16 protein-coding genes and 2 pseudogenes are annotated in these 22,086 nt (G+C 63.9%); 2 read left to right on the forward strand and 16 right to left on the reverse strand.

The window, feature by feature from the left end; all coding sequences use genetic code 11:
• The 4 genes from KBA48_RS24630 to flgK all read right to left on the reverse strand — a co-directional run.
• On the reverse strand, positions 1 to 1,342 hold a 1,342-nt coding region (locus KBA48_RS24630; protein WP_292911358.1), incomplete at its 3' end, for a flagellar hook-basal body complex protein.
• Between the two features lie 274 nt (positions 1,343 to 1,616).
• Positions 1,617 to 1,901 carry a hypothetical protein gene (locus KBA48_RS24635; protein WP_292911359.1) on the reverse strand — a complete coding sequence of 95 codons (285 nt, stop codon included), beginning with the start codon at positions 1,899 to 1,901 and terminating at the stop codon, positions 1,617 to 1,619.
• A 32-nt stretch (positions 1,902 to 1,933) separates the two neighbouring features.
• On the reverse strand, positions 1,934 to 4,000 hold the full coding sequence (locus KBA48_RS24640) for a hypothetical protein (RefSeq protein WP_292911360.1): 2,067 nt from the start codon (positions 3,998 to 4,000) through the stop codon (positions 1,934 to 1,936).
• Positions 3,997 to 5,403, reverse strand: coding sequence for a flagellar hook-associated protein FlgK (flgK, locus tag KBA48_RS24645; RefSeq protein WP_292911361.1), 1,407 nt, complete (start codon positions 5,401 to 5,403; stop codon positions 3,997 to 3,999). Before flgK ends, KBA48_RS24640 begins: the two co-directional genes overlap by 4 nt.
• A gap of 317 nt (positions 5,404 to 5,720) precedes the next feature.
• Here flgK and KBA48_RS24650 point away from each other — a divergent pair, with 317 nt between their 5' ends.
• Positions 5,721 to 6,104 (forward strand): hypothetical protein, encoded by a 384-nt coding sequence (locus KBA48_RS24650; RefSeq protein ID WP_292911362.1) that lies wholly within the window; start codon positions 5,721 to 5,723, stop codon positions 6,102 to 6,104.
• Positions 6,105 to 6,182: 78 nt separating this feature from the next.
• Complete coding sequence (gene secD, locus KBA48_RS24655; protein WP_292911363.1) at positions 6,183 to 8,726, forward strand: protein translocase subunit SecD; 2,544 nt, start codon at positions 6,183 to 6,185, stop codon at positions 8,724 to 8,726.
• 117 nt (positions 8,727 to 8,843) lie between these two features.
• Here secD and KBA48_RS24660 read toward each other — a convergent pair whose 3' ends face one another.
• The 12 genes and pseudogenes from KBA48_RS24660 to KBA48_RS24715 form a co-directional block, all read right to left on the reverse strand.
• Entirely contained in the window at positions 8,844 to 9,416 is a 573-nt protein-coding gene (locus KBA48_RS24660) for a cytochrome b/b6 domain-containing protein (protein WP_292911364.1), read from the reverse strand.
• On the reverse strand, positions 9,416 to 9,721 hold the full coding sequence (locus KBA48_RS24665) for a PepSY domain-containing protein (protein ID WP_292911365.1): 306 nt from the start codon (positions 9,719 to 9,721) through the stop codon (positions 9,416 to 9,418). Before KBA48_RS24665 ends, KBA48_RS24660 begins: the two co-directional genes overlap by 1 nt.
• Positions 9,722 to 9,876: 155 nt before the next feature.
• Complete coding sequence (locus KBA48_RS24670; RefSeq protein WP_292911366.1) at positions 9,877 to 10,818, reverse strand: glycosyltransferase family 4 protein; 942 nt, start codon at positions 10,816 to 10,818, stop codon at positions 9,877 to 9,879.
• Between the two features lie 610 nt (positions 10,819 to 11,428).
• Positions 11,429 to 12,817: an efflux transporter outer membrane subunit gene (locus tag KBA48_RS24675; protein ID WP_292911367.1), complete on the reverse strand. Its 1,389-nt coding sequence runs from the start codon at positions 12,815 to 12,817 to the stop codon at positions 11,429 to 11,431.
• Between the two features lie 5 nt (positions 12,818 to 12,822).
• The gene (locus KBA48_RS24680) at positions 12,823 to 15,945 is read right to left on the reverse strand and encodes an efflux RND transporter permease subunit (protein ID WP_292911368.1); all 3,123 of its coding nucleotides are present in this window, start codon (positions 15,943 to 15,945) and stop codon (positions 12,823 to 12,825) included.
• A 21-nt stretch (positions 15,946 to 15,966) separates the two neighbouring features.
• Positions 15,967 to 17,115, reverse strand: coding sequence for an efflux RND transporter periplasmic adaptor subunit (locus tag KBA48_RS24685; RefSeq protein WP_292911369.1), 1,149 nt, complete (start codon positions 17,113 to 17,115; stop codon positions 15,967 to 15,969).
• Between the two features lie 710 nt (positions 17,116 to 17,825).
• On the reverse strand, positions 17,826 to 18,488 hold the full coding sequence (locus tag KBA48_RS24690; protein WP_292911370.1) for a hypothetical protein: 663 nt from the start codon (positions 18,486 to 18,488) through the stop codon (positions 17,826 to 17,828).
• Between the two features lie 79 nt (positions 18,489 to 18,567).
• Positions 18,568 to 19,416 (reverse strand): ParB/RepB/Spo0J family partition protein, encoded by an 849-nt coding sequence (locus KBA48_RS24695; protein ID WP_292911371.1) that lies wholly within the window; start codon positions 19,414 to 19,416, stop codon positions 18,568 to 18,570.
• The gene (locus KBA48_RS24700) at positions 19,406 to 20,395 is read right to left on the reverse strand and encodes a ParA family protein (RefSeq protein WP_292911372.1); all 990 of its coding nucleotides are present in this window, start codon (positions 20,393 to 20,395) and stop codon (positions 19,406 to 19,408) included. Before KBA48_RS24700 ends, KBA48_RS24695 begins: the two co-directional genes overlap by 11 nt.
• Positions 20,396 to 20,510: 115 nt before the next feature.
• Complete coding sequence (locus tag KBA48_RS24705; RefSeq protein WP_292911373.1) at positions 20,511 to 21,326, reverse strand: alpha/beta fold hydrolase; 816 nt, start codon at positions 21,324 to 21,326, stop codon at positions 20,511 to 20,513.
• A gap of 96 nt (positions 21,327 to 21,422) precedes the next feature.
• Positions 21,423 to 21,638 (reverse strand): annotated as a pseudogene (locus KBA48_RS24710) (alkylphosphonate utilization protein); the annotation flags it as partial.
• A gap of 117 nt (positions 21,639 to 21,755) precedes the next feature.
• Positions 21,756 to 22,086: pseudogene (locus KBA48_RS24715) on the reverse strand (hypothetical protein); the annotation flags it as partial.

Genomic DNA, 22,086 nt, shown 5'->3' on the forward strand with positions numbered 1-22,086 from the left:
CGGTCGTACCGCGCAGCGTCAGGGTATTGCCGGTGACCGATGCGATGACCTTTTCCGTGGAGGTATTGGCATTCACCTGCGCGGCCAGCGCCGTGACCACACCATTCAGGTCCTTCAACTGACCGATATTGGCCGCCGTGACCTTGACCGTATAGGACTGGGTCGAGTTGTTGTCGACATTCAGCGTGAAGGTATCACCGATATCGACGGAGCTGCCGGCGAAGGTGATCACCGATTGCTGCTGCTGGCTGGATGTCGCCGGTGTGGTCACCGGTGTGTTGGCCGTGTTGATGGTCGGCGTCGCATTATTCACGGCCGTCGTCAGTGTAAAGGCGTTACCCGGCGTGGTGGCAGAGATGCGCAGACGTCCGTCGGAAACGGTCGCCGTGACACCGACCGGCGGCACCGCTCCATTGATCTTGTCGGCCAGCGACTGCGCGATGCCCGTCAGGTTGGACAATTGCGAGGCGTTGTTGGTCGACACCGTCTCGGAGAACTCGACGCCGTTCACGTTGACGCGATAGGTGTCGCCGATCTTGAAGGCGCCATCACCATTGGGCGACGTGAACTGGACTTCTTCGATCTGCTTGCGGGGCGTGACGCCCTGGGTCAGCGAGGTCGACTGGGCGGAAACGGGGAAGCCGTCAAGGCTGCCGGACAGTGGCTGGCTGCCAATGGCACCCGGCGTGTCAATGGACAGGCGCCACGCGCCATCCACCTGACCGGGGCGCCAGCCCAGGGTGATGTCACGGCGGGTACCGGCGGCGTCATAGATCGGGATGGTCGTGGGCTGGATCGGCTGACCCGGCGTCGGGTCGGTCGGCAGGTTGGCGCGCAGTTCGATGGTCTTGGTCGATACCGGGCTGTCGATGTCCGCCGTCACCTGGATCGGTGTCGCCGAGGTCGAGAAGGAATTCGTCGCTTCGTTATAGATATAGCCATTCAGCGCGAAGCCCGAGCGGTTGACCAGGATGCGCTCGTCATTCAGTTCAAACGAACCGTCACGTGTGTAGAAACGCTCGCCCGTGGGAACCGACAGCCCATTCACTTCCGTCAAACGGCTGACATTGAAGAAGCCCTGACCGCGGATCGCGAGATTGGTGGTGCGATCCACCGTCTCGATATTGCCGGCCACGCTGTTGGCATAGCTGGGACGAGCAACGACGCCACCGGGATTGTGAACACGGGAGTTGGACTGCAGCACCAGATTGGTGAAGGCGGTATCGACGCGCTTGTAACCGGTCGTGCGCGCGTTGGCGATGTTGTCCGAGATGTGACCCAGTGCTGCGGCCTGAGCCTGAAGGCCGGAGATGCCGGTGGTCAAGGATCCGAAGATGCTCATGGAAAGGGCTCCCGTTGGGATGATGGCGTGTCACAGCCTACACAGCAAGTTCGGTGCCAACCGGCAGGGGTAAGCATAGTTCCTTGATTCAAATCGATATTTTATCAGGCGGGACCCGGCATTCCCTGCCCTTCCTGACCCGTTCCCCTGCGACTGGGCGGAATTTGCCGGGGGACAGGGTGTCTTTTGCCGGGGCCGGACAGAAAAGGGGCCGGATCACCTGGCGGGTGGTCCGGCCCCTTTGCGGCAAGGCGGGGTCCAAGGGAGACAAAGGTCAGTTCGGGCGGGGCGGCACGGTAAACATGCCCGTGCGCACATCATTGGCCATGCCTTCCAGGAATTCGGCGGTGGTGCCGACCCCGTGCTTGGCCAGAAGACCGTAAACGGCAGCCGTGACCGACATCGTTCCGATCATGTCATAGGGCACACCTTCGCGTGAGGCATTGACCCAGAACGCGTTGAACTGGTCGAACAGACGGGTCCGCATGGCCTCGTCCGCGCTGGGGGAACTGCTGGGGGCCGGAGCGGCGGCAAAACCGTGGGGCGAAAAAGCGTTCATCTCGGTTCTCCTTCACGTGGGATTTCGTTGGGTCAGGCAAGGAAGTTGATCAAGGACAGGGATTGCATGCGGCCTGCGATGGTGTAGCTGGCCTGTTGGGTGGACATGGCGGACTGGAGGCGGACAGCGACATCGTTCGGGTCGACGCCCTCGATACCGGCCAGTTCGTTCTGGGCCTTGGCGATCCCGTCCTGATGCCGGGTCTGGGCATTGTCCATGATGGCCGCGGCATTCACGACGCGGGCATGGACGCCGCGCAGTTGGTTCTGCGCATCGGTCAGCAGGTTGCGCCCCTCCTCCATCAGCTTGGAATAGTCGCCGGGGCGGGAGATGGCGGCCGTCAGCCGGCGCAGGCCGCTGACCAGCTTCTGGATGGCGGGGTCGTTGCTGCTGACGCCATATTTGGTGGTCAGGCTGTCATCGACCTGCAATTGCGCGATATCATAGGCCGCCGACACATCGCGGCTGGTCTGGAACTGGGTATCGTAGAAGGGCAGCCCCGGCGGATCGACGATGCCCTCGAACGAGTCCTGTTCGGCCAACGGCGGAATCTCGTTGGTGATCAGCTTGGTCTGGTTGCCTGAATTATTGATCTCGGCCGTGGTCTGGAACTGGCTGTTATTGTCCTTGGCGGTCAGGACAATGTTGGTCTCGTCGGTGGGATCGATGCTGGCTGTCACGGGCGACGTGCTGTTGGCATTGATCTGTCCCACCAGCTTCTGCGCCACAAAACCCGACATGGAAAGCTGGGCGTCCGCCGGCTGTGTCGCGTTGTAGGTCTTCAGCTCATCAAAATCCTTGGGACCAACGACGTAGCTGTACTTTGTCGGTGGCGTGATGATGACCTGCGGCGGGGCATTTTCATTCTGTACGATGGTGCGGGCACCGATCGACATATTGAACACGTCGCCAATATCGGCTTCGTTGCCATGCAGTTTGACATTGTCGATCTGCGGCTGGGTTTCGCTCGCTTCCTGCACGGTGAACGGGGCGTTGCCGGCATTGATGGCGTTCGCCGCCGGCACAACCGTATTGGCATGGGTGCCGTTTTCATAGACCTGGCTGGTCAGCGTGAACTTCTCCTTCGGATCGTTGCCGATGGCGGTAACGATGCCGTTGGCGACAGACAGGGTCACATTGAAGGGCGGATCGCTGTAGGCCTTGATCTGATCAACCAGACCGGTGCCGTTCCCGTTGGTCAGCACCTCGTCCAGCGACTGTTCGCTGCCGGTGGTCACATAGGTGAAGCGCTTGCCGTTCAACACCATTTCATAGGTTTCGCCGGCATCGCCATGTTCACCGATCAAGGTGACACGGTTGATCTGCTTGGCGGCGACGATATCGTCGACGGGCTTGGTGTTGTAGCGGGAGCCGGCGAACAGGTAGCGGTCGCCCACCCGTTCATTCAGCAGGGATTCCAGCTCCACCGTCATGCCGCGGATCACTTCCCGCGTGGAGGCCAGTTCCGGCCAGCTTACATCGAAGCTGGACATGCCGGAGCCTTCCAGGCTCTCGATATTCAGCTTGATGACGGCCCCATCGCCGGCGCCGCCGGTGATGGTGAAACGGTCGGCATCCACCTGCGGCGGGGTCTGCTTCAGGTTGATGGTATTGGTGGCGCGGCCGCCCAGCCCGTCGGTGACGGTCACGTCGAAGCTGCCCGGCGGGCCGCTGCGGCTGGGGGTCGAGGTCACGGTATAGGTGGCTTCGGCCTTGAAGCTGCTGTTGGTCAGGTCCACGGCCACCTTCATGGCGCCGCTGGACTGGTTGATGACGCTGCTTACCCGTGGCGCGCCGGGACCCTGCGGCAGGCGCGTCGTGCTGGACAGTTCGGTGGCCATGTCGGCCATCCGTTCCATCAGCTTGTCGTAGGATTTCACGCGCGTCATCGTCTGGTCGATGGTCTGCGAGTAGCTTTGCCGCCGCACCAGTTCCGACTTGAGGTCCAGCAGCCGCTGCGACTGCGTGCCGTAGAAGGAGACGTCCGTCGATTTCTTGCCGGTATTGAGCTGGGCCGACAAGTCGTCGATGGTCCCCTGCCCGCCGGTAAGCGTGCGGATGGTATTGATGTAGCTGCCATAGGCACTGATGCGGGTCATCTGACGATCCCCTCAATGGCATCCAACATGTTGTTGACCGTCTGCATCACGCGGGCGGCGGCGGAGTAGTTGCGCTGGAGCACCTGCAACATGGCGATTTCCTCGTCCATGTTGACGCCGACATTGTTCTTGTAGCGTGTGTCCAGCTCGTTCTTGAAATCGGTGGCGATGGTCGCCTGCTCGCTGGCCACCTTGGAATTCGTGCTCCAATGCCCGATCATCGTGCTGACCATCGAGGAGTAGGAGACGCCCGATGCGCGCAGCCCGTCGGCATTGATCGACCGTCCCGTGGCCTCCATGGCGACCGATACGCCCTGGGCGGCGCTGGTCTTCACCTGAAGGTCACCCGACAGAAGGCCGGGATTGAGTTCGATGTTCCCGGCGCCGGTCCCGATGAAGAAGCGGTTGGGCAATTCGCCCTCGGTAACCGGGTTCGCATTGTTATAGGCATCGGCAAAGCTGGTCGGTTCACCCGGCTTGGTGGAACCCAGAAAAGCCTCGGACACCGCCTGGAGCTGCGAGCGCAGCTTGCGCAGGATTTCAGCCCCGGGCAGGGCCGAGGCGGTCTGCGGCGGGTTCTGGGAGGACCCGTCAAAGCGCAGTTCAAGCAGCGCCCCCATCTTGCCGTCGCGCACCATGTTGGTCAGGTCGCGGTCGGAAGCGGATGAGCGGAGCTGGCCGTTCTCGTAGCTGAACTTCACCGGGGCGGCGTCCAGCAGGGACATGCCGGAGGTGGTGAAGATCGACAGCTTGCCGTCCCCCCGCTCAATGGTGCGGACACTCATCATGCTCGCAACCTTGCGGACAAGTTCGTCACGGCGATCTTCCAGGTTCATGGTCGGATCGCCGGCCGCACGCGTCGACATGATGTCGGCATTCAGCTTGTCAATATCGGTCAGGGCGCTGTTCAATTCCTGGACGGAATTGCTGATATCGGTATCCAACTGCTTTTCGATGGCGCCGATGCCGTCATTCAGGCGGCGCACCTCGCGCGCCAGAGACTCGCCATAGACAACAACCTGGCCCTTGGCCACGGTGCTTTCCGGCGTGGCGGCCAGTTCCTTCCAGGCCGTTTGGAACTTGTCCACCGAATCGGCCAGGGGCGGCGTGCCGCCCGTGGTGCCCAGCGTGTCCGTGACACGCCGCATATAGGAGGAAAGCGTCGACGCGCCGGCTTCTTCCGAAATCGTCTGTTCCAACTGCACGCGCAGGGCCACGTCCACCTGGCGCTTGTACTGCGCGATGGTGGCGTTACCCTGATTGTCGACCGTCTGTTCCAGCGAATGCCGGGAACGGTTGGGATCCTCCGCACGGGCCACATTCTCAGCAACCAGCCCCAACTGCCCCTGGATCAGGCGCAGTCCATTGCTGGAGTGATTGAGAACGCCGAAGAGGCTGGTCATCGGACGGGTCCCTTGTTCTGACAAAAGCGTCAGGACCGATCCCCATGACCGGCCCACCACCCCATATGCAACAGGCGGGCCAACTTGCGATTTCCTTGATTCACAAGGGTTCCCGGGCCAGATCCACTGGTCAGGTTCGACCCTGGGCAGATTCTGCCGAATGGAAAAAGCCGGAAACGGCAAGGATGGCCGGGTCAGGGGGGCATGCGGACCTTATCGCCGACAGACAGGGGGGCTGCGGCCCGACCCCTGAAAAGCGGGCAACCCGCTTGCCAGCCGGCCGGCACCGGCGTATTCCTCCACGCTTGATGGTCTGGATGGTGGCACCCTTGCGTCTCTCGCTCTCCCAATGGCGTTTATCGCTGCTGGCGGCATTGCTGCTGCTGGCCGGCGCCATGGGAGGCGGCAAGGTGGATGCCCGCGAGGGTGCGGGACCGGCCACAGGCGGTTGCAACAGCGCGGTAAGCTGTGAACAGAGGCTGACCGCCCCCGTCCAACCCGCGCTGATCCAGGCGGCCCTGCGGGTCGATGGCAAGGCCATGGCGGGGGGCGATGGCGTGCCCGTCACACTCCCGGCCGGCCATACTATGCCATTCCGGCTGCTGGCTGCTGGCTGGGAAAAGCCCCTGTTCACCGGCACGCACCTGCACCGGAGCGCCACCGGTCCGGGACAGCCGCGCGGTCCGCCCTCCGATCGTTGATCCCCCTTCCGCCCATCCCGTGATCACCAGGGCGCGGTCGGTCCTGTGCCGACCGATGCCGATGATCGGACAAGTACCATGCTGAAATTTTCACGACTGCAGACCATCGCGATTCTGCTGGTCTGCTTCCTGGGCAGTGCGCTTGCCATTCCCAGCCTGATCGGGCCGCACAATATGCCCTCCTGGCTGCCCATGCGCCATTTCAACCTCGGCCTCGACCTGCAAGGCGGTTCGTACCTGCTGCTGGAGGTGGATGCCGAAGCGGTCCGGCGCGAGCGGCTGGAAAATGCCGTGGACGAGGTCAGGTCCCTGCTTCGGAGCAAGGAACTGCGGGTGGCCGGCGTCACCGTCGAGGGGAACGGGCTGGCCGTGCGGCTGGCCGATCCGGGCGACGCGCCCGGCGTCACCGACGCCCTGCGCCCCCTCACACAGGGCGCCCTGCCCGGAGAGGTTGGCGATTTCACCATCGTGCCGGAGGCCGGGCGTCTGCGCCTTGATTTCGGCCAGCAGGCCCTGACCAACCGGGTCAGCAAGGCCGTGGAACAATCGCTGGAGATCGTACGCCGCCGCATCGATGAGACCGGCGTGAACGAACCCATCGTGGCGCGCCAGGGCGCGTCGCGCGTGCTGGTGCAATTGCCGGGCGTCACCGATCCCGGCCGCATCAAGCGCCTGCTGGGTCAGACCGCCAAGATGAGCTTCCATCTGGTGGGTGATGCCACCGTGGCGCCTGGTTCTTCGGCCCCGCCGGGCTTCGAATGGCTACCCAATGCCGACCGGGGTGTCGGGGGGTCCCAGGTCCTGGTGCGCAAGCGGGTGGAGGTTGACGGCGCCACCCTGACCGACGCCCAGCCCAGCGCCGACCCGCAGTCCGGCCGCTGGGTCGTGTCCTTCAGCTTCGACAGCATCGGTGCACGCCGCTTTGCCGACGTCACAAAGGCCAATGTCGGCCGGCCCTTCGCCATTGTGCTGGATGGCCGCGTCATCTCCGCCCCGAACATCAACGAACCGATCCTGGGTGGCCGGGGTCAGATCAGCGGCAATTTCACGGCCCAGACGGCAACCGAACTGGCCGTGCTGCTGCGCGCGGGTGCCCTTCCCGCGCCCCTGACGGTGGTGGAGGAACGGTCGATCGGTCCCGAACTGGGTGCCGACAGCATCAAGGCCGGCGTCATTTCCTGTCTGGTCGGCGTCGTCCTGGTCTTCGCCTATATGTGGCTGACCTATGGCTTCTTCGGCCTGATCGCCAATGCGGCGCTGGTGTTCAACCTGTTCCTGACGCTGTCCTGCCTGGCCATGCTGGAAGCGACCCTGACCCTGCCCGGTATCGCCGGCGTGGTGCTGACGCTCGGCATGTCGGTGGACGCCAACATCCTGATCAATGAACGTATCCGCGAGGAGTTACGCAAGGGCAAGACCGCCCTGTCGGCGCTGGAAACGGGCTATATCAAGGCCCGCGGCACCATCATGGACAGCAACCTGACGACGCTGATCAAGATGGTTCTGCTTTATGTGGTGGGCACCGGGTCGGTGAAGGGCTTTGCCGTCACCACCTCGCTGGGCATCATCACCTCCATGTTCACGGCGACCGTCGTGGCCCGCCTGCTGACCGCCATCTGGTACAAGCGCACCCGGTCCAAGACCCTGCCCGTTTTCGGCCCCATCAAGCTGAAGACGGCCGGCATGAAGATCAACTTCATGAATGGCCGGCATGTCGGTCTGGCCGTGTCAGTGGTCCTGTCCACCGCCTCGGTCGCCATGTTCTTCAAGCCGGGCCTGAATTACGGCATCGACTTCGCCGGCGGCATCGTGATGGAGGTGCGGACGGCAGAAGCCACCGACTTCCCCAAGATGCGCGAAGTGATGGAACATGTGAATGTCGGCCCCGTGGCCCTGCAGGCCTTCGGTACCGACCGCGACGTGATCCTGCGCATGGAACGTCAGGAAGGGGCGGAGAGCAACCAGCAGGCCGCCGTCAAGGCCGTCACCGTCGCGCTGGAACAGAACTTCCCCGGGTCGGAGGTGCGCCGCGTCGAAGCGGTGGGCGCGTCCGTGTCGGCGGAACTGTTCAGCGACGGTATGCTGGCCCTGGGTCTGGCCGCCTTCTTCATGCTGATCTACATCACCTTCCGCTTCGAATGGCAGTTCGGCGTGGGTGCGGTGGTGACCATGATGCTGGACGTCACCAAGACCATCGGCTTCTACGCGCTGACCGGGTTGCAGTTCAACCTGACGGCCGTGGCGGCAATGCTGACCATCATGGGCTTCTCCATCAATGACAAGGTCGTGGTCTATGACCGCGTGCGCGAAAACCTGCGGCTTTACCGCAGGATGCCGCTGCGTGAACTGATCGACCGGTCGATCAACGAGACCATGACCCGGACCATCAACACGAATATCGCCGTGTTCCTGTCCATCGTGCCGCTGGCGCTTTACGGCGGCGAGGCGTTGCGTGAATTCGCCTGGGCCCTGCTGTTCGGTATCCTGCTGGCCACCTCTTCCTCCATCTTCATCGCAGCCCCGATCCTGCTTTATCTGGGTGAGAACCGGCTGCGCAAGAGCATGGACGCCGAGGACCCGCCCGGCACCGAAGGTGGTGAGGGTGAGGCCGCCAAGGCCTGACCCGGTCCCCGGAAACACAAAACCCCGGTGCCTCACGGCACCGGGGTTTTTGTTTGGGAACCGCCCAAGGCGTGTTCCAGCGGGATCTGATCGCGACAGATCCCGGACGCGCTGGTATCAACCCGCCCGTTTGCGGCCCGTCAACATGGAACGGATCAGGTTTTCCCGGTGCAGCAGGCTGCTGACCAGGACGCCGGCCAGATGCAGGCCCACCAGCACCAGCGTGCCATTGGCCAGCAATTCGTGCGCCTCCTCCAGCCAGTGGCCATAGGGGCGCAGCGCCGATATGGGATAGCGGGTCAGCAGACCCAGCGCCGCCGTGCCCAAGAGGCAGAACCACAGCGTCAGCGCCATGGCCCCGCCAGCGGGGTTATGTCCCAGATGCCGATCCGCCCGGCGATGTACCAGCGCCCGCAGATAGGCCATCAGACCGGCGCCGGACGGCACAAAATCGGTGAAACGGGCGTGGGTGCTGCCGATCAGGCCCCACAGGGCCCGCACCCCCACCAGGGCGATAATGCTAAGCCCTGCCGCCTCATGCACCACCATCACCTCCTCCGCCGACAGCCAGGCCGTCAGGAAGGCGGCGGCGATGCCCCAATGGATCAGGCGCAGCAGCGGATCCCACACGCGCACCGTTCCGGGGGCGGGAGGAGTGTCGTCCTCCGCCGGAAGTGTGATGTCGGCCATCAGTCGCGCTCCACCTTCAGGATTTCACCCGACCGGGCATCGACATAAAGTTCCTGGCGGCGTCCGTCCGGACCGGTGGCCTTCACCTCCACCAGCTTGTCGCTTTTCCGTTCGATGGAACGGGCGTCGCGGTAGCCCTGGGCGGCCAGACGATCCAGAAGCGCCGGCATGGACAGCAGATCGGCGGCAGCCGCCTGCGGTGCGGCCGCAGGCGCAGCGGTTCCCGCACCCTGGGCAAAGGCATAGGCGCCGGTGGCCAGCGAACCGCTCAGCAACAGGCCGGCAAGGAGACGGGGATAAGGCATGATCAGGTTCCTTCCTGTGGATCGATGATGGAACCGATCCTGCCAGGGCGGCGCTGAACCCAACCTGAATGGCGCGCATAAAGAAAAACGGCCGGGAATATCCCCGGCCGCTTGTCAGTCAAACCGCTTCGGGAGGAACCCGGCGGATCGGGAAATCAACGAACCTCGCCACTGACAACGGCGGCGGGCGCCGGCACGGCGGCCGTCCTGGCGATGGCAAGACGGTAAAGGGTCAGCGTCAGAACCAGGGTCGCCATGAAGCCCGGAACACCACCGATCAACACGCCAGCGGCATTCGGCACGGCCACCATGGTCCAGTAGGCCAGCGCCGTGCGGGTGGGAGAGACCAGCCAGCGCAGCAGATAATGATGCAGATGTTCGCGGTCCGGAGAGAAGGGCGCGCGACCGGCACGCAGGCGGCTGACGATCAGGCGCAGGCAATCCACGACGGGCAGCAGGAAAAGCCCCATCAACTGCATGTTGGTCAGGCTGCTGTCGGGGTGGCTGGTAATGGCCAGACCCAGCAGCCCCATGACGGCGGAGACGCCGTAAGCGCCGCTGTCTCCCAGGAAGATGCGGCCACGCATGTTGAAGATCAGGAACACGGCCCCGCCGGCCACGATCAGCAGCGCCAGCATCGACAAGGTGCCCGCCCCCGCGGTGGCGAAGAACAGGCCCCAGATCATGGCGGTACCGCTGGCGATGCCGTTGGCCCCGTCGCTCATGTTGAAAGCGTACTGGAAGCCGACAAGGCTGACGATGGTCAGCATGGCGCCCATGAAGGGCGGAATGTCGAACCGGGTGCCGCCGCCGAAATCAAGACCCGTCAGCGCCAGTTGCGGTGCCAGGATGATGGCGAAGGAGAACATGACCAGCGACACGGACAGGCGCACGACGGGCGGCAGATGCTGCCTGTCGTCCAACATACCCATGACGAACAGAACGGCCATTACCGGGGCGATGACCCAGTGCAGTCCGACCCCATCAAGATAGGAAAGACCACCACCGATCAGCATGGCCGGCAGCAGAATGGCCAGCCCGCCCACCAGGGGAACGGCACCACGGTGCAGTTTGCGAAGGCTGTCTGGCTTATCCATGATGCCCAGCGCATTCCCGATCGGTGCGGCGCCAAGGCAGATTAGGGCAGACAGGGCGATCTGCAGGAGCAGGGCTACAAGATATTCCAATTTTGCCACCCTTCAGGCGCGGGTTTGCGAGCTTGCTCCCCGACAACACGAACCGAACCGTTTCGGTCCCACGGGACCAAATGAACAGCGGAGTTTCGCAATGCCGGAGGACGCTCCTTCTATGAATTATCCCGCGGTCCGCCCCTTCGTACCGCAGTGCCGAAGCCGTGGCTTGTTTACCATAGGCCCCGATCTATCGGAAAGACATTACCGTAGGTAAGGTCTGCGTTGGAAGCGCAGACAAACAAAAACAACTTACTGACATGGAGATTATCATATCTGATGCCGGAATAGCACAGTCTTTCGGCAATGCCCCTTATGCCTTTACGCAGGGGTAGCGCGCGGAAAATGGCGGAATTGAGCGACTTCGGTGGTAATCCGCCTTGGTGGGGGAACCGCTGCATACAACCGTGAGGGTGAGTGCCGGCAAGGGTGCGGCCGGCGGAAATGAAAAGGGACGGGCCCCCCTCCCGGCGGCCCGTCCCTTTACTCAATCAGGATGTTGCGGCGCACAAAATGATCAGGCCGGCGGCCGATCCGACAGGCCGCCGCCCAACGCCTTGTAGAGCGTGACCAGATTGATCAAGCGCTGCTGACGCAGGGCGATCAGCCCGCTTTCAGCGGCAAACAGGTTGCGTTGCGCGTCCAGCACCTGCAAGTAGCTGTCTACGCCCCTGTCATAGCGCGCCTTGGCCAAGTCGTGGCTTTCACGGGTTGCCACGACAAGCGCCGATTGGGCCGCCACCTGATCATCCAGAGAGGAACGGGCGGCCAGCGCGTCCGCAACCTCCCGGAAACCCGTGCGCACCGCGCCCTGGTAGTTGGCAACCGCGATGTCACGGTCGGCCTTGGCCACATCCAGGTTGGCCTGATTGCGACCGAAATCGAAGATGGGCAGGCTGGCGTCGGCACCGACATTCCAGACCTTGGTTCCACCCTCGAACAGGCCGGACAGGGACGTGCTGGCGGTGCCCAGGGCGCTGGTCAGGCTGATGCGCGGGAAGAACGCTGCCCGGGCGGCGCCGATATTGGCGTTGGCGGCGCGCAGATTATGCTCCGCCTGGGCGATATCCGGCCGTCGGACCAGCAGGTCCGACGGAAGCCCTTCGGGCAACCCCGGCACCAGCAGCGTGCCATCCTCGCCCAGCACCTTTTCGGGGGTGACGGTCACCGGAGCGCCGACCAGAAGGGTCAGGGCATTCTCATCCTGCGCCACCTGCCGGCGGAACGCCGCCTGATCGGCCCGCGCGGTCTCCAGCGCGGTTTCAGCCTGCCGGAGATCCAGCAGCGAGCGCACCCCCCGGTCATAGGCCAGCTTGATCAGATCATAGCTTTCCTTGCGGGCGTTGAAGGTCCGCTCGGTCAGGGCCAGTTGCTCCCGGTCGGCCAGCAGGGTCAGATAGGCGCTCGCCACCTCTGCCACCAGTGCCAGCCGCGCCGTCTCCCGCGCGGCGGCGGTGGCGAAATAGCTTTCCAGCGCCGCATCGGACAGGTTCCGGACCCGGCCGAAGAAATCCAGCTCGAACGCCGTGACGCCGGCATTGACCTGATACTGGTTCGCCGTTACCGGCCGCCCTTCATTGACACGGGCGCGGGCGGCGGAGGCGCCGACGGCCAGATTGGGCAGTTGGTCAGCGCGTTCAACACGATAAAGCGCGCGCGCCCGCTCGACATTCGCCGTCGCCGCGATCAGGTCGTGGTTCTGGGCTAAGGCCTGCGCGACCAGGCTGCGCAGGCTCTCATCCAGGAAGAAATCCCGCCATCCCAGGTCTGCCACCGGGGTGGCCTGCGCCCCCGTCGTGGCATAGACCGGCGCCACACCGGTGGCCGGGGCCTGATAATCGGGAGCCATGCTGCAGCCGGCCAGAAGCAGGGACAGCAGGGACAGTGAGGAAAGTTGTTTGTTCATGATGCTCACTCTCCACCCGCGTCCTGCTTCTTCCGGCCGAAACGCACCACCAGCTTTTCCACGCCGACAAAGAAGATCGGCACGAAGAAGATCGCCAGCAGCGTGGCGGACATCATACCGCCGACGACGCCGATGCCGATGGCATTCTGGCTGCCCGACCCCGCCCCCGACGACAGGGCCAGCGGCATCACGCCCAGAATGAAGGCCAGCGAGGTCATGATGATGGGACGCAGGCGCTGACGCGCCGCCTCCAGCGTGGCCTCCACCAGACCCATGCCCTTCTCGTAATATTCCTTGGCGAATTCCACGATCAGGATGGCGTTCTTGGCGGAAAGACCGATGGTTGTCAGCAGGCCCACCTGGAAATAGATGTCATTGGCCATGCCGGTCACCGTGGCGGCGACCACTGCGCCCAGCACACCCAGCGGCACCACCAGCATCACCGCGAACGGGATGGACCAGCTTTCATAAAGGGCGGCCAGGCAGAGGAAGACCACCAGCAGCGAGATGGCATAGAGCGCCGGTGCCTGCGATCCCGACAGGCGTTCCTCGTATGACAGTCCGGTCCAGGCCAGGCCGATGCCGGGCGGCAGCTTGGCCACCAACTCCTCCATAGCCGCCATCGCGTCACCGGAACTGTAGCCGGGAGCCGGGCCACCCTGGATGTTCATGGATGAGGTGCCCATGAAACGCTCCAGCTTGGGCGGACCATAGGTCCAGTGGGCCGTGGCAAAGGCGGAGAAGGGAACCATCTCCCCCTGGTCATTGCGGACATGCAGCTTGCCGATATCCTCCGGCAGCATGCGGAACGGGGCGTCGGCCTGGACAAATACCCGCTTCACACGGCCCCGGTCGACAAAGTCATCGACATAGGACGAGCCCCAGAACGATGCCAGCGTACCGTTGATATCGCCGATATCCAGCCCCAGCGCCGCCGCCTTCTGCTTGTCCACATCAATCCGCAACTGCGCCGTGTCCTCCAGCCCGTTGGGGCGGACACCGGCCAGCGCCGGATGCTGTGCGGCCATGCCCAGCAACTGGTTGCGGGCAGCAAGCAGCGCCTGGTGGCCGGCCCCGGCTTCATCCAGCAATTGGAAATCGAAGCCGGTGGCATTACCCAGTTCCATGACGGCGGGCGGCGTGAAGGCGAAGACCATGGCGTCCTTCAATCCCATGAAGGCGCCCATGGACCGCATGGCGATGGCCTGCGCCGTTGCGTCATGCCCCTTGCGTTCCGACCAGTCCTTCAACTGGATGAAGATCATCGCGGAATTCTGGCCCTGGCCGGCGAAGCTGAACCCGCCGACGGAGAACACACCCCTGATCAGGCCCGCCTCCTGGGTCAGCAGGTAATCTTCCACCTGCTTCACCGTTTCCATGGTGCGTTCCTGGGTCGAACCCGGGGGTGCCATCACCATCGCAAAGACGATGCCCTGATCCTCTTCCGGCAGGAAGGCGGTGGGCAGACGCACGAACAGGATGCCCAGGATCGCCACCAGCCCGGCAAAGACCAGCAGGAACCGCTTGCTCCGCCGCAACACACCGCCGGTCACCGCCACATAACGGGTATTGGCCCGGTTGAAGTTGCGGTTGAACCAGCCGAAGAAGCCGCCGCGCTCATGATGGTCCTGCGGCTTCAGAAGCGTGGCGCAAAGGGCTGGTGTCAGGATCAGCGCCACCAGCACCGACAGCGCCATGGCCGAAACGATGGTGATGGAGAACTGGCGATAGATCACACCCGTGGAGCCGGGGAAAAACGCCATCGGCACAAACACGGCCGACAGGACCAGGCCGATGCCGACCAGGGCGCCCGTGATCTGATCCATGGATTTGCGGGTGGCTTCGCGGGGGGACAACCCCTCCTCCGCCATCACGCGCTCCACATTTTCCACCACCACGATGGCGTCATCGACCAGCAGGCCGATGGCCAGCACCACGCCGAACATGGTCAGGGTATTGATGGAGAAGCCGAACGCCGACAGGATGCCGAAGGTACCCAGCAGCACGACCGGCACGGCGATGGTCGGGATCAGGGTCGCCCGCAGGCTCTGCAGGAAAAGATACATCACCAGGAAGACCAGCACGACCGCCTCGGCCAGGGTCTTCACGACCTCCTGGATCGACAGCTTCACGAAAGGCGTGGTCTCATAGGGATATTCGACATCGACCCCCGCCGGGAAGCTGCCGCGCAGCGTCTCGATGGTCTGCTTCACGGCCTCCGCGGTATCCAGGGCGTTCGCCCCGGTCGCCAGGTTGATCGCCAGGCCGACCGCGTTCAGGCGATTGTAGCGGGAAACGAAATCGTAGCTCTCGCCCCCCAGTTCCACCCGCGCCACATCACGCAGATGTACGGCGGCAGCGTCACGGCTGGATTTCAACAGGATGGCGCCAAACTGCTCCGGCGTCTGCAAACGGCTCTGCGCCGTCACGGTCGCGTTCAACTGCTGGCCCTTGACCGACGGGGTACCGCCGATCTGACCCGCCGAGACCTGGGCGTTCTGGGCCTTGATGGCGGTCGACACGTCATTTACCGTGACGCCAAAGCCCGCCATCTTGACAGGGTCGAGCCAGATGCGCATGGCATAGCCGCCGCCGAACACCTGGACAGAGCCGACACCGTTGACGCGGCTGATAGGGTCCTGGACGCGCGAGGCGACGAAGTCACCCAGGTCGTTGCCGTCCAGGCGGCCGTCCTTCGACACGAAGCCGACTACCATCAGGAAGCTGGCCGCGGACTTGGACACGACCACGCCGCGCTGCTGGACTTCCGACGGCAGCGATGACAGGGCCGGCGTCACCTTGTTCTGCACCTGCACCTGGGCAATGTCGGGATCGGTCCCGGCATTGAAGGTCAGGGTGATGGTGACGCTGCCGGATGCATCGCTGCTGGACGACAGATAGCGCAGATTGTCGATGCCCTTCAGGTTCTGCTCGATCACCTGCGTGACGGTTTTTTCCAGCGTTTCGGCTGAAGCGCCCGGATAGGAGGCATTGACGGCGATCGCCGGCGGGGCAATGGCCGGATATTGTTCGATCGGCAGGCGCATGATGGCCAACGCGCCGGCCAGCATGATGACGATGGCGATCACCCAGGCGAAGACTGGGCGATCAATGAAAAATTTCGCCATTTCGGTTGTCTCCGGGGATGATCAATGAGCCGGCGCCGGCGCGGCAGCCGCCGCGGCCGGAGCCGGATTATAGGGTACCGGCTTGACCGGAGCACCGGGAGCGGCCTTCAGCACACCCTGAACAATGACCCGGTCCTTCGCGGCAAGCCCCTTGGTCACCACCCACTGGTCACCCACGGCCTTGGCCGCCGTCACCGGCCGCACCTCAACCTTATCGTCCTTGCCCACCACCATGGTGGTGGCAGCGCCGCCGGGTCCGATGATCACGGCCTGCTGCGGGACCAGAATGGCATCGGCACGCGTTCCCTGATCGACCACGGCCCGGACAAACATGCCGGGCAGCAGTTCCAGATGCTTGTTCGGGAAGGTCGCGCGAAGGCCGACAGTGCCTGTGCCCTCATCGACGGTGATGTCGGAGAAGTCCAGCGCGCCCTCATGCTCATAAGGGGTGCCGTCGGGCAGGATCAGCCGCACCTTGAGCTTTCCGCCCTCGGGGATCGTCGCCTCTCCGGCGGCCACCTGCCGGCGCAGGGCGGCCATGGCATCGGCGGACTGCGTCAGATCGATATAGATCGGGTCGAGCTGGGTGACGGTGGTCAGCAGCGTATCCTGCCCCGCCACCACCAGCGCACCTGGGGTGACGCGTGACCGTCCGACCCGGCCATCGATGGGAGAGGAAAGCTTCGCATAGTCCAGGTTGATGCGCGCCGTCTCCACCGCCGCGCGTCCAGCCGCCACCGCAGCCTCCCGCGCGCCCAGGTCGGACACCGCATCGTCGAATTCCTGCTGGCTGACACCCTTGATGGCAACCAGTTCCTTATATCGGGCCGCCTTGGCCTTCACGGCCGTCAACTGCGCCTCGGCACTTTTCAGGTCCGCCTGTGCCTGGGCCAGCGTGGCGCGATAGGGGGCGGGGTCGATCTGGTACAGCGGCTGGCCGGCCTTCACATCCGTGCCCTCGGTGAACAGCCGCTCCTTGATGATGCCGGACACCTGCGGCCGGATTTCCGCAACACGGTAGGGCGTGACACGGCCGGTCAGTTCCGACGTCAATGTATAGGGAGCCTGGTTGACGGTGACCACGGCAACCTCCGGCGGCGGCATCGCCCCCATGCCGCCCGGCCCGCCTCCACCTGCATCCCGGCCACAGGCGGCAAGCGTCAGAGCCATGAGGACGAGGGGGCCAGAAAACCGTGGGGTCAAGCGCATGGTGGGTTCCTTGGACCTTGTTGATACCGGCGGTGCCGGTCAGGGAATTACATCCGCAGTCGGATGTATCATGAACAACCGGCGATGGGTATGAGAAACAGAGCGCCACACGTTCAGCACTTTTGTGCGACGCGCAACACCCCGCATATCGGCCACCGCGCCGGACCGGCGACCGTGATCTTTGGGAGGCAGTTATCAGTGCACCGGCTTTGAATTCAAGTGATCCCAATCACAAGCCGGCACGGAAGCCGACAGCAGATCCCGTTGCAGAATTTCCCGAGTTGGTGTTCCGGACTCCGATCGCGACGCCTTCTTCCCCTGCCTGGCGCCGCGTCACGGCGGCATTATCAGGAAGACGAAGAAGCGCCGGCGAATCCGACAGGCGAGCAGAAAATTCTAACACTTATCCAGTCGGGGTGCGAATGGATTGGAAAGTGAGGATATTGCTGCCCGATAGCATTCGCGCCGACGGGCGCGGCAGCGGTCGTCGCCGAACCACCGGTCATGATTGATGACCGGTGGTTTAACAGGCCGGCAGCCTCGGGTCCCGGCCGGTGAGCGTATCCGTTGCGATGGATACGCCCTCCTTCGTCACCTTGGCTGGCGCCGGCATGACGGTTTGGGGTCAGCGAGAGCGCGCTGCCGCTCCCCCAATCTGTAAGGATAACGAATCAGAAGCCGCCCGGGACCCGATAGATGTCTGGCTCTGCCGGCTTTTCCACATAGGACAAGCGCAGGCTGGCGCCGGCCACTTCCGGCTGGGCGTCCGGCTTTGCGGGGGGCTTCTTCAGAATGCCAAGGATCAGTTCGGTCATCCGGCCCTGCGTGTCCGCCCCCTGGAAGACCAGGATATTCTCGTTGCCCAGGGGCTGGTTCAAGATCAGCCCCTCCTGCCGATATCCCTGCGCCAACAGATAGTTACGCAGGACGTTGGCGGTTCCCACGACCTGTTCCGGCTTGCTGGTGGATCCGATTTCGTGTCCCCAGATCACGTTGACGCGGAACAGTTTCTTGGATTTGTACCCCAAGAGGTAAGCAACCACGGCCGGTCCGCTGTCCGGCAGCAGGTCATTGACCTTCACGATCAGGGCGCTGGTCCGTTCGGTCTGGTCATCGACCTTCTGGATGGCGTCGCCGGAGAGTTTGAAATCCTTACTGATGGCGTCACGAATCTGGGCCTCGGTCATCCCGAATCGCGCACTGCGGAACCCTTCGACCTTGACCTGCTTGGCCGCCTGGTTGGCTGTCGACGGGCCCGCAACTGGCTGATTCTGTGCCGTTGCCGGCAGCGTGGTCAGAAGAATCGCCATGGTCGCGATCAGCAAGCTTCGCATCGTTATCCTCATCCTTACACCTTGGGGGAATTCCGGCCCATCCTTACCGTTTGGGGGCAGTCTTGCGACGTCGCAAAGTTCAGCCCTGGATCAGCCGGTCGATCCGTTCACGCAATTGCGTGAGGGACGCAACTTCGTCGGCATCCAGCTTGCCCGCGCGGTCGGACAGCTTGTCAAGACTGCGGCCCAGCTTGCGCGCCACCGACAGGACGGGGCTTTGGCCGGCAGGTTCCGGATCGGCCGGCCGTTGCTTGGCGACGCGCAGTTCCTTGATGGTGGCGCCATCCTTGATGCGCGCCCACAGGGCCAGCCGCGCCTCCTCCCCTTCCGTATCGGCCAGGACGAACAGGTGGCTCTTGGTGACCCGGTCACGAAAGGCCGGGTACTCCGCCTGCACCTTATCCGGCAATCCGCGCAGGGCCAGAAGGCGGGAGACCTCCGACTTGGACAGGCCGACAATGGCGGCCAACTGCTCCTGGGCATAATTGTGCCGCTCCCCCAGCCGGGCGAGGGCGGAAGCCGTTTCCAGCGCGTCCAGGTCACGGCGCTGGAGATTCTCCACCAGAGCCACTTCCTCGATATCACCCTTGGTGATCACCGCGAAGATGGTCGGTTTACCCAACAGGCCATGCGCCCGCCACCGCCGCTCCCCCGCCGCGATGACATAGCCGCCTTCGGCATGCTTCTTGACCAGTATCGGCTGCAGCAGGCCGTTATGGCGGATGCTGTCGGCCAGTTCCATCAGGGCCGTCGCATCGAAATGCCGGCGGGGCTGCTCCGGGTTGGGACGAACCTGATCCAGGTCCAGTTCCACCAGTTCGGGAAAGTCGGCAGAGGTGCCGAACAGTCGGTTCAAACCGCTATCGCGGGGCACCAGGGCAGTGGCGGGGGCAAGCGCCGGGTTGGTGCGGGCCAGCTTACGCGACACGGGCTTCCTCCGTCTGGTCGGCTTCAAGCAGGGAACTTGCCACTTCACGGAAGGGCGCGACAAGGGCCGGGTCGGTCGCGACATCCACGGTGGGGATGGCCGCCGCCACCGATTGCGGGAAGATGGTGGAACGCGGTACCGGCGTAAAGATGCGCAGCGAACCGCCGAACCGTTCCGTCAGATCGGCCAGCGTCGCCTTGTCCTGATTATGGCGGGCGGTGAACATGGTGGGCAGGATGCCGATGATCGACAGGTCGGGATTGCCGCGCCGCCGCACCTTGGCGATGGTGTCCAGCAGCAGCGGCACGCCCATCATGGCCAGCATTTCGGTCTGCACGGGGATCAGCACGCCGGTGGCCGCCGCCAGGGCGTTCAGCGTCATCATGCCCAGATGCGGCGGGCAGTCCAGCAGGATGTAGTCATAGGCACGGGCCACGGTCGACAGCTTCTCCCGCAGGACCAGCGTGCCCATCGGCTCCGCCATCAATTCCGTCTCGGCGGCGGAAAGCAGGATGGTGGAGGGCAGCAGATGGAACCGGCCGTCACAGACCGGCAGCACGGCCCCCGCCACCGGCTGATCCTTCAGCATGACGTGATAGGTGGTGCGCCCCGCCTCCGACGCATCGGCCTGGGAAATACCCAGGTGAACGGTGGCGCTGGCCTGCGGGTCGGCATCGACCAGCAGCACCCTTTGTCCAAGCGCGGCCAGGGCGGCGGCAATATTGACGGCCGCACTGGTCTTGCCCACGCCACCCTTCTGGTTGGAAATGGCGATGATGGTGGCGCGGTCGCGCTGGCGACGGACGGGGGCGACCAGGATATCGGCGACAGCCTGCGGAATCTTCTCCGTCCCCCCTTCCCAACGGGAAATGCGGCCCTTGTCGTAACGACGGCCGAGGCGGGCATTCAGCCAGTCGGCAAAGGCCTGCTGCGTATCCCCGCGCGCTTCCCGCGCAGCCCTCAACGCCGCTCCATCCATCTCCGCCCCCAAGCACTTGTGGCTGCATATGGGCGCGGAGCATAGGGATTGGTTGACGGGGTGTCAACTGGCGGAGTTGTGCGATGTCAACAGGCGCGGTGGGGCGCCCTCCTCCTCAATAATCCACCCCCTGCAGGAAATCCGCCGCCGCATTGGCCCATTCCACCGGATGCTGGTCCAGGATGTCGATCCCGCCGCCTTCGATGGCGTGAAAGGCGAAGTCGGGACGCAGGCGGTGGGCGTCCAGCGCCGCCTGATAGATCATGTCACCCGTATTCGTCAGGATCAGCGTCGGCTGGCGCAGCGCCATCAGCGGCCCTTCCTGATGATAGTCGAAGGCGGCGGCATGACCGTACCAATAGGTGCCCATCGCAAAGGCCTGCATGGCCTGGACGACATAGTCGGTGATGCGCGCCAGACTGACGGTACCGGCAGCATAGCGTTCCCGGATTCGTGCCACCTCTACCATGTGGGCCGCCTCCGGCAGCGCCGTGAAGGCCTTCTCCCGCGATACGATATCGTTGATCAGCGCCTGGCGCACATTGTCGGAGATCAGCAGCGGCCCCCCCAGGATGCAGGCGCTGATGCGATCCGGATACAGGTTCGCCGCCTCGTTGCTGACCAGCGCGCCCGTATGGTGTCCCCCGATGGCGGCGCGCCGGATACCCAGGGTGTCCAGCAGCGGCGGGATGGCAGAGGCATAGTCAGCGATGCCGGGCGGCACCGGTGGCGGATCGGACAGCCCGAAACCGGGCAGGTCCAGCGCGATGGGACGGATGCCCCGGTCCAGGAACGGCTGGAACACATAATCATATTCGTTGGCCGACATGATGGCCTGATGCACCAGGATCAGGGGCTTGCCCACTGCCCCGTCCCAATAATGGATCTGTCCAAAGGGACCATCCACATATCCGCGCCGCAACCGCACCATCGCCTTCTCCCTGGCCCACATTCGGTGCCGGCAGCATCACCGGAAGCGGGCCGGGGAACATCCTGAGGATGCGCCCCTGTTCGACAGGCGGTCAGATCAGGCCTTCTTGACGAAACAGGTCTTCAATACCAGACCCTTTACCTTCTCCACCTTGCCCTCGATCTCTTCGGGATCGTCGGTCAGGTGGATGTTCTTCACCACGGTGCCACGCTTCAACGTGACATTGGCGCCCTTCACCTTCAGGTCCTTGATCAGGGTGACGGTGTCACCTTCGGCCAGGATATTGCCGTTGCAATCCTTCACATCCATTGTCCGCGTCCTTCCGGGTTCTCTTGCGGGGGGACCATAGAGCAGGGATTTCGCCGGCGGGATTGAGGAATGCACATCACCCCCCGTCCCTATTGTGCATCTGTTGAGATGTGATGGGAATTATCGACCAGGGCGTGCAGCCTGGAATTCCACCTCCACGATGGAACCGGAGGTCAGAGAGGACAGGACGGACCGCATCGTGGCCTCATGGCTGCGCCGGGCCGTGTCCGCCGTGGCGGCGTGCCCTGCGCGCAGGACCAGCTTGCGTGTGCCCCGCGCCGTCTCCTCGATCCCCACGACGGACAGGTCGCGCAACAGCGGGGCTGGCACCTGCTTCTGGCCCAGGGCGTGGCGGGCAGCGGCCCACAGGGCCTCGGCGTCATCAGCGTCGGGCAATGGCGGCTCGGGTTCGGGCAGCGACCGGGCGGCGGCGGCGATGACCGGACGGGCC

Source organism: Niveispirillum sp., assembly GCF_017996735.1.
Taxonomy (GTDB): Bacteria; Pseudomonadota; Alphaproteobacteria; order Azospirillales; family Azospirillaceae; genus Niveispirillum.

Excerpts from the sequence above, each read along its gene's own strand:
- KBA48_RS24690 (WP_292911370.1), bottom strand. The coding sequence starts at position 18,488 with ATGCGAAGCTTGCTGATCGCGACCATGGCGATTCTTCTGACCACGCTG.
- KBA48_RS24670 (WP_292911366.1), bottom strand. The coding sequence starts at position 10,818 with ATGGATAAGCCAGACAGCCTTCGCAAACTGCACCGTGGTGCCGTTCCC.
- KBA48_RS24650 (WP_292911362.1), top strand. The coding sequence starts at position 5,721 with ATGGTGGCACCCTTGCGTCTCTCGCTCTCCCAATGGCGTTTATCGCTG.
- KBA48_RS24685 (WP_292911369.1), bottom strand. The coding sequence starts at position 17,115 with ATGGCTCTGACGCTTGCCGCCTGTGGCCGGGATGCAGGTGGAGGCGGG.
- secD (WP_292911363.1), top strand. The coding sequence starts at position 6,183 with ATGCTGAAATTTTCACGACTGCAGACCATCGCGATTCTGCTGGTCTGC.
- KBA48_RS24680 (WP_292911368.1), bottom strand. The coding sequence starts at position 15,945 with ATGGCGAAATTTTTCATTGATCGCCCAGTCTTCGCCTGGGTGATCGCC.
- flgK (WP_292911361.1), bottom strand. The coding sequence starts at position 5,403 with ATGACCAGCCTCTTCGGCGTTCTCAATCACTCCAGCAATGGACTGCGC.
- KBA48_RS24635 (WP_292911359.1), bottom strand. The coding sequence starts at position 1,901 with ATGAACGCTTTTTCGCCCCACGGTTTTGCCGCCGCTCCGGCCCCCAGC.
- KBA48_RS24665 (WP_292911365.1), bottom strand. The coding sequence starts at position 9,721 with ATGCCTTATCCCCGTCTCCTTGCCGGCCTGTTGCTGAGCGGTTCGCTG.
- KBA48_RS24640 (WP_292911360.1), bottom strand. The coding sequence starts at position 4,000 with ATGACCCGCATCAGTGCCTATGGCAGCTACATCAATACCATCCGCACG.
- KBA48_RS24705 (WP_292911373.1), bottom strand. The coding sequence starts at position 21,326 with ATGGTGCGGTTGCGGCGCGGATATGTGGATGGTCCCTTTGGACAGATC.
- KBA48_RS24700 (WP_292911372.1), bottom strand. The coding sequence starts at position 20,395 with ATGGATGGAGCGGCGTTGAGGGCTGCGCGGGAAGCGCGCGGGGATACG.
- KBA48_RS24660 (WP_292911364.1), bottom strand. The coding sequence starts at position 9,416 with ATGGCCGACATCACACTTCCGGCGGAGGACGACACTCCTCCCGCCCCC.
- KBA48_RS24675 (WP_292911367.1), bottom strand. The coding sequence starts at position 12,817 with ATGAACAAACAACTTTCCTCACTGTCCCTGCTGTCCCTGCTTCTGGCC.